The sequence below is a fragment of the Pseudoalteromonas sp. S1727 genome (assembly GCF_005886375.1).
Taxonomy (GTDB): domain Bacteria; phylum Pseudomonadota; class Gammaproteobacteria; order Enterobacterales; family Alteromonadaceae; genus Pseudoalteromonas; species Pseudoalteromonas haloplanktis.
This window is the reverse complement of sequence record NZ_PNDT01000016.1, coordinates 91,042-100,420: the sequence shown is the minus strand read 5'-3', so window position 1 is coordinate 100,420 and position 9,379 is coordinate 91,042. Positions and strand designations below refer to the sequence as shown.

The following is a 9,379-nucleotide window of genomic DNA, read 5'->3' as shown; positions in this document are numbered from 1 at the left end:
CATGTACGACTGCATGGATGCAGGAGGTAGAGCAATGCAGGAGCAATTGCCGAGAACAACCACATGTCAAAATTTATGCCTTGTTATCACTCCATTTATCTGTCGCTATAAATGGTCAGTAACTTAACACGATTGGTATTATTGAATTGTAATCGAGAATTAAAAATTAAAATAACAACTCAGCTATTTATTTAACGGATAGCTTATTACTTTCTGATAGTCCTCTTTCTGAATATATTTGGTTGCCAGCCCCAGCGAAGGGCACCGAGTCGTAAAAATACGGTAATAAATAACGAGCCAAATATACACCATAAGTAAGGAACGCCTAATAAAAATAGTGCTGCGTAAGCAAGGCCACCGCAAAAACAAGCGGTGGAGTAGAGTTCATCACGCATCACCAGCGGGACTTCGCGGCAAATTACGTCGCGCATCAAACCGCCGAATATACCCGTGGTCATGCCCATGGTAATTGCAACTATCATGGTCGTGCCTTCGATTAATGCTTTTTCGATACCAACTACATTAAAAATTGCCATGCCAATGGCATCAACAAGTAACATATAATAGTTCGATACATCAGGCATATAGCGAATAAATATCACAGCAACGAAGATTGCAGCATACGTTGCGTATAAGTAATCGGGCTGGGCAATCCAAAACACTGGCTGATTTAATAATACATCACGTAGTGTGCCGCCGCCTAAGGCTGTAACCGTACCGACGACGACAACACCGAATCCTCCGATATCTTTATCATGGCCAAGCAACGTCCCTGAAATTGCGAAAAAGGCAACCCCAATAATGTTTAAAAAGTGAAAATAGTCAGCAGTCACTTTGATATTTATTCCATTAAAAATAACTGTGGATAAGTGTAACTGACTTTAAATTTATAGCACCTTAATATAACGCTATGTGATTAATTGTCATAATAGGTAGTGATCGCTTTAACGCTTTTAATCGTCATTGGTCCCATAAGTTATTGCTATTAGGGTTTCATGGCGTTATAAGGTTATGGTTGTTTCAGTAATTACTGAAATAAGTGGAGGTTTCCGAGTGTTTTGCACTCACATTATCAGGACAAGTCTAAATGCGCGTGCTTTGCGCTTCTTTATTGGAGAAGTAAGTGAAAAATTATGTTATCGCTGCTGCCCTCAGTTCTTTTATGGGCCTTGCTCTATCAGCTTCGGCTGGCGTTCAAAATCCGGTTGATAAAGTATTTCCCGGAACAATTAAAATCAAAGTTGATGCTACCGATCTTGCTCATCGTATTTTTCAAATAAACGAAACCATCCCAGTAAACTCTGGTGATATGACATTACTTTATCCACAGTGGATACCAGGACACCATTCACCGGTTGGACCAATAAGTCAGTTGGCTGGATTGAAAATTTCAGCAAAAGGTAAAGCGATCGCATGGCAACGCGATCCTGCTAACGTATACGCTTTTAACTTTAAGGTTCCTAAGGGTGTACGTGAGTTGCATGTTGAATATCAATTTTTGTCACCACAAAGTTCAGAGCAAGGACGCGTTATGATGACGCCAGAAATGCTCAACTTACAATGGGATACAGTAGCGCTTTATCCCGCAGGGCATTACAGTCGTAAAATTAAATTTCAACCAAGTGTAACGTTGCCGAAAGGCTGGCAATTTGCTACTGCACTTGAAAAGTCTTCGCAAAAAGACAATACAGTTACCTTTGAGGGAATTGATTTTGAAAACCTAGTCGACTCGCCTATGTTTGCTGGTAGCCACTATAAACGTGTTGATTTAAACCCAAATGCTGATACTAAAGTGTTCTTAAATATCTTTGCAGATAAAGAAAAAGATCTTCAGATCAGTGACGAAGGGTTAACAGCACACCGTGAGCTTATTCAGCAAATGTATGCGCTTTATGGTGCACACCACTTTGATCATTATGACTTTTTACTTGCCCTTACAGATAAGTTAGGCGGTATTGGTATGGAGCATCATCGTTCAAGTGAAAATAGCGCGAAAGAAAATTACTTTACCGATTGGGATAAGTCATGGGTGGGTCGCGATTTATTAGCGCACGAATTTAACCATTCTTGGAATGGTAAATATCGTCGACCTGAAGCCTTATGGACACCGACCTATAATCAGGTAAAAGAAGCGAATGGCCTTTGGGTTTATGAAGGGCAAACCCAGTTTTGGGGGCAAGTTATTGCGGCTCGTTCAGGACTTTGGAGCCAAGAAAATACGATGGACATGCTAGCCCGTTTAGGCGCAACCTATGATCAAGGTCGCCCTGGTATGACATGGCGCAATATTTTAGATACTACTAACGATCCAACCATCGCTCAGCGCTCATCTTTGCCTTATCGCAGCTATCAAATGAGTGAAGATTATTACTCAGGGGGCGAGTTAATTTGGTTTGCTGTTGATGCGAAATTACGTGAATTGAGTAACAACGGTCATTCATTAGATGATTTTGCTCACGACTTTTTTGGTGTAAACCCCGGTGATTGGAATGTACTGACCTATAAATTTGACGATGTGATCAATACTCTCAATGGGATTGAAAAGTACCAATGGGATGAGTTTATTAATGCGCGTTTAAAAGGCCATGTAAATTTGTCTAACTCACTTGCAGATCAAGGTTGGCAATTGATTTATAACGATAAAGCCTCTGATGGCATTAAAGCAATTGAAACCCGCTATAAAGCGACGGATCTACTTTATTCTCTGGGCTTTTCAGTAAATAAAGAGGGCAAAATGCGCGATGTATTATGGGATAGCCCTGCATTTAATGCGGGTCTTGCGCCAAGTATGCAAATTATTGCGGTTAATAATACGCAGTTCAGTGGTGATGCACTTAAAGATGCCGTCACTGATGCTAAAGGCACAACAGCGCCAATTAAGCTACTGGTGAAAAACTTTGATCAGTACAGTGAAATTCAGATAGATTACCATGATGGCCTTAAATACCCTCATCTTGAGCGTATCGAAGGAAAACCAGATTACTTATCGCAGTTACTTACTGCGCGCTAAGCCTTAGCTCCATAAATGTTCATATACCCACATCATGTGGGTATATTTTATTAAGAATTATTTTTCATTAGCAAAAAAATCCACAACCAATTGAGTCATTGAATCAACCCCCAGCTGCAATGCTTTCTCGTCGGCGAAAAACTGTGGCGAGTGATTACTTGCCGCCATTTTGGCATCTTGGCCTTGGGGTGTAACACCTAAGAAAAAAAACAAGCCCGGAGTTTCTAATGCGTAATAGCTGAAGTCTTCAGCACCGGTGATCAAATCAGTGGTAATGATATTCTCAGCCCCAGCCACTTTAGCGAGTGTTGGCGTCATTTTTTGGGTGAGTTTTACATCATTCACAGTAACCGGATAGCCATGATCGATATGTACATCGGCTTTAGCGCCGGCAGATTCTGCTACTAGTTCGGCGGTTTTCGCTAACCGTGTTTTAATATCTGCACGCATTGTTTGGTCAAAGGTGCGAATAGTGCCAATTAACTCAACACTATCAGGAATGATATTTGAGCGGACGCCGCCATTAATAGCCCCAAAGGAGATAACAGAGGGCGCTTTGGTAACATCAACTTGACGAGATGAAATGGTTTGTGTGGCCATAATAATTTGCGAAGCTGCGACGATTGGATCAACCCCATTCCAAGGTCGTGAACCATGGGTTTGGCGACCTTGAACATTAATAGTAAAAGAATCTTCACTGGCCATAAGTGGGCCTTCACGAAAGCCAATTTGGCCTGTATTTAATGAGCTGGTTACATGTAAACCAAATACCGCTACGGGTTTTTCTTTGAATAAACCTTCTTTGAGCATCAGTTCAGCACCGCCTTCCTCGCCGTCTGGTGCACCTTCTTCCGCTGGTTGGAATACGAACAGGACATCACCCGCTAAGTCATCTTGAACTTTAGCTAAAGACTCTGCCACAGCCATCAAAATAGCAACATGATTATCGTGACCACAGGCATGCATAACACCGACTTCATTGCCACGGTAGGTTGAGGTCTGGGTTGATGCAAATGGTAAGTCAACTTGCTCAGTAACTGGGAGGGCGTCCATATCGGCACGCAGCGCCACTAAAGGACCTTTTTTACCGCCTTTGAGTTTAGCCACCACACCAGTATGAGCTACCCCAGTTTGAACTTCGAGGCCCATTGCTTTTAAATGTTTAGTAATGTATTTAGCAGTTTCAAATTCGCGATTACTCAGCTCAGGGTATTGGTGCAGATGACGTCGCCACGTGATCACTTTTTCACTGACACTGTGATTGGCTTTTTTTAGATTATTGTTGAGCTGCTGATCATAAGCTGCTGCAAAGCTAGGGGAAGATAACGTGCTTATCAATATGCCGTTTAGTAATAAACTGCTGTAAATAATTTTGTTTAACATAGCAATCCCTTTTATTATTAGAGTATTAAACTACTGTAGAGTAAAGCGATATGAATGAACAGGACCGTGCGATAATTAACCAAGGAAACTGGTTTAGTAGCCGCGCTGACGAATTTCAGCAGTCGTTATTGCAACATGCAAAAGTAATTAAACTCGACGCTGGTGAGGCGTTATTTTTGCGTGGTGATGAAAACTCAGGTTTATACGCTGTACTTAATGGGGTAATACGAGTCAGTGGTGCAAATAGCGAAGGAAAAGAGGCGGTTTTGACTTTTATTGACGCTTCGACTTGGTTTGGCGAAGTAGCATTATTCGATGGCGGCCTGCGCACTCATGATGTACATGCACAAATACCGAGCCGATTACTGTTTATCCCCTATTGTGCACTGATACAACTATTGGCCGCTAAGCCGATATATTGGCATGACTTTGGGGTATTATTATCACAAAAAATGCGCTTATTGTTCACTTCATTAGAAGATCACGCTTTATTAACTGCACAGCAAAAAGTGTGTAAGCGATTGTTGATAATGACAGCGACTTCACTTGCTCGAAATACTGCAACAATCATGTTATCACAACAACAACTTGCAGATATGACCTACTTAACTCGGCAAACAATTAATCAAATTCTGCAACTGCTGAGCGAAAAAAACATTGTATCTTTACATTATCAACGGGTAGAAATTATAGATAAAGAAAAGTTGGCGGCATTGGCACAGTAAATTTCTTATCCGTTTTTAGCTAACTGGCTTCATAATTGCTTAGCATGGGGAGTGACCCATCTTTTCAATGGAATTGAGGCAATGAGCATGCTTACCTTTAATAATCAGTACCGTACACAGCCATATCGTGCGCCTGATCAAACACAAACAGTGATACCTCCTAAAGCGGCAACTGAATTGCCGGATATGGCAAATACTAGCCAAGTTGATACAACAACATCTCTTAAAAACCCACGCTATGAAAAAAGCTTTCTTGAACAGGCAAAAGAAGCGCTTATTTATCAACGATTAGGTGTCGATAAAGAAAAAATAGCTGAACTTAAGGCGGCGATAGAAGAGCTGGCGAAAAAAATACAAGATCATGACGGTGATACAACAGCATTATCTGAACAAATGGCAAATATGCAAAAAATGCTTGAGCAAGAGTATCAAAAAGGGCGAGAACTGCAACCCAAAGCACCAGAACACGACAAAGGCAAGATTATCAGTGCATTAGTATAGTTTTATTCAAATGTCGGCTAGCAGACATTGTTACTTTATAGTTATTTGCTAAAGTAATTTTATTACATGATAAAACTAGGATATGCGATGAAAACGTTACAACAACAACTTGGTAAGTATGGCTTATATCACCGCTCAAAACGAAATGTTTTAACGCACTTTTTTGGTATACCTTTGATTGTATTTGCGGTCATTTGTTTACTTGCACGTATTCATATTCCACTTGGAGAGTTTGTGATAAATGGTGCACAGCTTGTGGTGTTCGTGTCTGTGGTTTATTACTTAATGCTCAGTGTGTCATTGGCGTTAATGATGGCCGTGTTATTAGTATTATTGTCGATTGCTGCAGCCCCCATAGCGCACCTTGCTTTTAGTCATTGGTTGCTGATAAGTGTTGGACTTTTTGTACTTGGTTGGGTATTACAGTTTATCGGTCATTATTATGAAGGAAAAAAGCCAGCCTTTGTTGATGATATAGTGGGCCTTGTTATTGGTCCTTTGTTTGTCCTTGCCGAACTACTTTTTATGTTGGGTCTGTATAAAAAACTCGAACATGAAGTGACTGAAATTGCCGGACCAACTAAACCTTAAACACCCAATATCAATAAAGGTAAATAATGAATTTTAATAATAAAACAGTGTGGATCACCGGTGCATCTTCAGGCATTGGTAAAGAGTTGGCAATTCAATTTGCACAGCTGGGGGCGCGGGTTATTTTGTCAGCACGGAATGTTGCTAAGCTTGAACAGTTATGCAGTGAGTTAAACGGTAGCCAGCATCAAGTTATCCCTCTTGATTTAGCACAACCAGAGCAGGTACTTGAATACGTCACTCAGCACATCAACGACATTGGTAAGGTTGATATTCTGATCAATAACGGCGGTGTGTCGCAGCGTAGCTTATTTTTGGAAAATGATTTCTCAGTGTATCGCCAGTTAATGGAAGTGAACTACTTTGGTTTAGTGGCACTTACCAAAGCAGTGTTACCTTCAATGGTGGCACAAGGCGGGGGGGCGGTTGTATCAATCAGCAGTGTAGCGGGGAAAGTAGGTTCTCAGTTTAGAACGGGTTATTCAGGCTCTAAATATGCGGTAGTGGGTTTTATGGATTGCCTGCGCGCAGAGGTGTCAAATAAAAACATTCATTGTTTAACAGTATGCCCTGGTTCAATTAAAACGGCTATCGCACATAATTCGTTAAATGAGCATGGTGTGGCGCAAAATAAAGCGGAACCCTCTATTGAAAATGGCATGGACGTTACGGTTGCCGTTAAACAGATGATACACGCCATTGCGAACAGAAAAGATGAAGTTGTAATAGGTGAGGGGATCAGTGGTTGGGCGCCTACTATAAAACGTTTTTTCCCGGGTTTATTTAACCGTTTAACGGCAAGAACCAGCTATCGGTAATATAAATTTGGTCAGTTGTGCATATTGGTTGAATAGCAAACAAACACGCGGGTAACCACACCGTTTTGTCTTTTATTACTTGCACCATCAATTATATGCCCTTAAAGTGTAAAAAATGTTGTAAAAGAGTAACTATTGTAATGGATAAAGAACAAGTGGAATCAAAGCAAGCCAAGCCGCTAACAGCCGAAGAGCAAGCATTGGCTCATCAGCAGAGTGTAATGTGGCAGCGAGAATGCTTTCAAAACGCGCAAAAACATTTAGCAGAAAAAGGCGTAATGCCAAAGAGCTTAATAGAAAAAGAAAGCCGGTTTATTGCCCCACTGTGTGCACTTTGGAAGTTTAAAGGCCAAGACGGAAAAAGCTACTGGGTTATAACAGGTCGTCTGCCAACAGATCATGCGCTAGCGTCAGTGGCAGAAAACGCCCGTGAAGCATTGCGTTATTTTTCTTTGCAATGGCAGTTAAAAGCGGATCAAATCATTCACAGCGGCGGCGCGCGTGATAAAACCCAAGTTGATTTTGCTAATCTTTTAATTAATCGTGCACACGGTCTTTATGAGATGTACGAAAAAGAAGAGTTGTGGCTAAACGAACCTAAATAACATTAGCTCAGCTATACTAGCTCAACTTAAGTTAATAAGTACAAAAGCGAACGTATTATCTGGCTCTTCAAGCTTAATAAGTTCGCTTTTTTATATTTATTTAATGAACCAGCGTGAACGGTTTTGTATTAAATCTATTTATCGGGCATTGCATACGCAGCCGCGGAATTCCTGCTTCCATAAACACATGACCTTGTTGCTCAAAACCATTGCGTTTAAATCGCTCTACTTCGTTTAAAATGCAATTAATACTGACGCAATCACAGCCTTGTTGTTGTGCAAGCTCAACAATATAGGTGAGTAGTGAGCGATATACAGAACGGTTGCGATGCTCGGGTAGCACCGCAATTCGCCCAATTAGCCCATCGTTACATAACCGGCCGGTTGCAATAGGGCTTTGGCTATCATCGGTGACTAAAATATGATGAGCGCACCGATCAAGGTTATCAAACTCAACATGCTTGGGAATATGTAGTTCATATACAAAAACCCGCTCTCTGATCTGTTGCAGTAACTCCTTACCTAACTCCCATTCTACTTTGCTGATATGATAGCCCATAAATACCCACTCCTAGCAAAACCAAATCCCCTCATTAAGAAGTGTAGTAAAGGTTTGTACAAATAATAAACTATTTTTTGAACTATTAAGTTGCTCTGCTGTCACTGTGGTGTGATCTGTGAGTAATTTAACCGCGCTTAAATCACTCTCAGGGAGGGTATAATTTTCGCCATTAATACTTAGAAGTATTTCGTTTTCAAAAACTTGATATAGCGCTCGAGTACCACCTAAACGCTCAAAAATAATCTCATCATCCGCTATTAGCTCGCTCACTTGCTCACTACTAAATAAATCTTCTGGTGGCATTAGATCCATCTCATGCTTAGGTTGACTCAATGTAGTTCCTAACCAAGATTTAAATAAGATGTCGTCCTCTAAGATAGCCTGCATTAATTGCTTTACGTTATCGGCCTCTGTTGATTGGATCTCACCTTTAGACTCACGTAATGTGATTGCTGGATCTTGATAACGTTTATTTCCAGCTTCTTTATCAATGATATGATCGGCAAAGTTTGACAGTAAATCACGCTGATTTGGGGCGCGAAAACCGATAGAGTAATTCAGCGCATTTTCTACAGCGTAACCTTCATGTGGACAGCCTGGCGGAATATATAAAATGTCGCCAGGTTCTAGGATACAATCGATAACAGCAGGAAATTGTTCAACTTGTAATAAGCTTTTATTTTGTGCAAATTGTTTTAAACTCGCATCAGGCATTCCAACCCGCCAATGGCGCTTACCTTCACCTTGAATGATAAATACATCGTATTGATCTAAATGTGGGCCTACACCGCCGCCTGGCGTTGAAAAGCTGATCATTAAATCGTCAATACGCCAATTCGGAATGAATCTAAATGGCTCAAGAAGCTGTGCAGCTGCAGGATGCCAGTGGTCAACGGCTTGTACCAATAGGGTCGAATTTTGCTCTGTTAGTAATTCAAAATTTTCAAATGGACCATGGTGTGCTTGCCAATCGTTGTTCTGGTTTGTGATTATTCGTGATTCAATACTCTCTTCCATAGCAAGGCCAGCAAGCTCATTAGCATCAAGTGGATCTGCAAATTCTACAAAACCTTGTTTGATCAAGAGCGGTTGTTTTTGCCAATATTGGGTTAGAAATTGTTGCTCAGTTAAGCCATTTATAGTTAGTTGATACATGCTGCGCCTATTAAAAATAAAAAAGCGAA

At 40.9% G+C, this 9,379-nt stretch carries 10 protein-coding genes; 6 read left to right on the top strand and 4 right to left on the bottom strand.

Annotation, left to right across the window (positions count from 1 at the left end):
* Positions 1-206 precede the first annotated feature (206 nt).
* A complete protein-coding gene (locus tag CWB85_RS05650; protein WP_138554344.1) occupies positions 207-833 on the bottom strand; it encodes a trimeric intracellular cation channel family protein in 627 nt (208 codons plus the stop codon).
* Between the two features lie 290 nt (positions 834-1,123).
* On the opposite strand from CWB85_RS05650, the gene CWB85_RS05645 reads away from it, so the two are divergent.
* The gene (locus tag CWB85_RS05645; RefSeq protein ID WP_212748232.1) at positions 1,124-3,010 is read left to right on the top strand and encodes a M61 family metallopeptidase; all 1,887 of its coding nucleotides are present in this window, start codon (positions 1,124-1,126) and stop codon (positions 3,008-3,010) included.
* A 57-nt stretch (positions 3,011-3,067) separates the two neighbouring features.
* Here the strand turns inward: CWB85_RS05645 and CWB85_RS05640 are convergent, their stop codons facing one another.
* Entirely contained in the window at positions 3,068-4,393 is a 1,326-nt protein-coding gene (locus tag CWB85_RS05640) for an amidohydrolase (protein WP_138554343.1), read from the bottom strand.
* A gap of 50 nt (positions 4,394-4,443) precedes the next feature.
* Here CWB85_RS05640 and CWB85_RS05635 point away from each other — a divergent pair, with 50 nt between their 5' ends.
* From CWB85_RS05635 to CWB85_RS05615, 5 genes are all read left to right on the top strand, one after another.
* Complete coding sequence (locus tag CWB85_RS05635) at positions 4,444-5,118, top strand: Crp/Fnr family transcriptional regulator (protein WP_138554342.1); 675 nt, start codon at positions 4,444-4,446, stop codon at positions 5,116-5,118.
* An 87-nt stretch (positions 5,119-5,205) separates the two neighbouring features.
* On the top strand, positions 5,206-5,619 hold the full coding sequence (locus tag CWB85_RS05630) for a hypothetical protein (RefSeq protein ID WP_249314795.1): 414 nt from the start codon (positions 5,206-5,208) through the stop codon (positions 5,617-5,619).
* Between the two features lie 87 nt (positions 5,620-5,706).
* Positions 5,707-6,210 carry an Mpo1 family 2-hydroxy fatty acid dioxygenase gene (locus CWB85_RS05625; protein WP_138554340.1) on the top strand — a complete coding sequence of 168 codons (504 nt, stop codon included), beginning with the start codon at positions 5,707-5,709 and terminating at the stop codon, positions 6,208-6,210.
* 26 nt (positions 6,211-6,236) lie between these two features.
* On the top strand, positions 6,237-7,028 hold the full coding sequence (locus CWB85_RS05620; RefSeq protein WP_138554339.1) for an SDR family oxidoreductase: 792 nt from the start codon (positions 6,237-6,239) through the stop codon (positions 7,026-7,028).
* A 140-nt stretch (positions 7,029-7,168) separates the two neighbouring features.
* On the top strand, positions 7,169-7,633 hold the full coding sequence (locus CWB85_RS05615; RefSeq protein WP_016707293.1) for a DUF4826 family protein: 465 nt from the start codon (positions 7,169-7,171) through the stop codon (positions 7,631-7,633).
* Between the two features lie 100 nt (positions 7,634-7,733).
* On the opposite strand, the gene CWB85_RS05610 is transcribed toward CWB85_RS05615, so the two are convergent.
* Positions 7,734-8,192, bottom strand: a complete 459-nt coding sequence (locus CWB85_RS05610) for a GNAT family N-acetyltransferase (protein ID WP_016707292.1) — start codon at positions 8,190-8,192, stop codon at positions 7,734-7,736.
* Between the two features lie 12 nt (positions 8,193-8,204).
* Complete coding sequence (locus CWB85_RS05605) at positions 8,205-9,350, bottom strand: ribosomal protein uL16 3-hydroxylase (RefSeq protein WP_016707291.1); 1,146 nt, start codon at positions 9,348-9,350, stop codon at positions 8,205-8,207.
* Positions 9,351-9,379 lie beyond the last annotated feature (29 nt).

Coding starts and splice junctions, on each gene's coding strand:
- CWB85_RS05640 (WP_138554343.1), bottom strand. CDS start 4,393: ATGTTAAACAAAATTATTTACAGCAGTTTATTACTAAACGGCATATTG.
- CWB85_RS05635 (WP_138554342.1), top strand. CDS start 4,444: ATGAATGAACAGGACCGTGCGATAATTAACCAAGGAAACTGGTTTAGT.
- CWB85_RS05630 (WP_249314795.1), top strand. CDS start 5,206: ATGCTTACCTTTAATAATCAGTACCGTACACAGCCATATCGTGCGCCT.
- CWB85_RS05625 (WP_138554340.1), top strand. CDS start 5,707: ATGAAAACGTTACAACAACAACTTGGTAAGTATGGCTTATATCACCGC.
- CWB85_RS05620 (WP_138554339.1), top strand. CDS start 6,237: ATGAATTTTAATAATAAAACAGTGTGGATCACCGGTGCATCTTCAGGC.
- CWB85_RS05615 (WP_016707293.1), top strand. CDS start 7,169: ATGGATAAAGAACAAGTGGAATCAAAGCAAGCCAAGCCGCTAACAGCC.
- CWB85_RS05610 (WP_016707292.1), bottom strand. CDS start 8,192: ATGGGCTATCATATCAGCAAAGTAGAATGGGAGTTAGGTAAGGAGTTA.
- CWB85_RS05605 (WP_016707291.1), bottom strand. CDS start 9,350: ATGTATCAACTAACTATAAATGGCTTAACTGAGCAACAATTTCTAACC.